This window comes from Stenotrophomonas sp. STEN022, assembly GCF_056760155.1.
The window spans coordinates 1-460 of record NZ_JBRREG010000201.1 but is presented as its reverse complement, the minus strand read 5'-3'; the positions used below and the strand labels follow the sequence as shown (position 1 = coordinate 460).

The window sequence follows — 460 nt, the reverse complement described above, 5'->3', positions numbered from 1 at the left end:
CCCTTGTACGAATAGCTGGAATACGACATCGTCACCATCTGCAGTGCTCGCCGCATGCTGACCCCAAAGCGCTCTTGCAACCGGCCAACCCAAGTGCGTCGCTGGGCAGGCCTCAGAGCTTTTTTGTGACCACCTCCTGCAACATGGCCTTGTCCAGACTGAGATCTGCAACCAATTGCTTGAGCTTGCGATTTTCCTCTTCCAGCAGCCGTAAACGTTTCAATTCTGACGGGCCAAGCCCGCCGTACTTCTTTCGCCATACGTAGAAGGTGGCCTCGGCAATACCCATTTTCCTGCAGATCTCGCCCACCGCCGTTCCCAGCTCCGCCTGCTTCAGCGCGTAGGCAATTTGCTCCTCGGTGAAACGCGACTTCTTCATGCCTGAATCCTCGTTTGTCACGGGGCCCAATGCTACCGACGTCTCTACTTTAGCCTGCACCAGTTTTCTGGGGGTGGGTCA

The 460-nt window shown here is 56.1% G+C and carries 1 pseudogene; it reads right to left on the bottom strand.

The features are described 5' to 3' along the window. Positions 1-379, bottom strand: a pseudogene (locus ACVOMF_RS20910) (transposase); the annotation flags it as partial. Between the last annotated feature and the right edge of the window lie 81 nt (positions 380-460).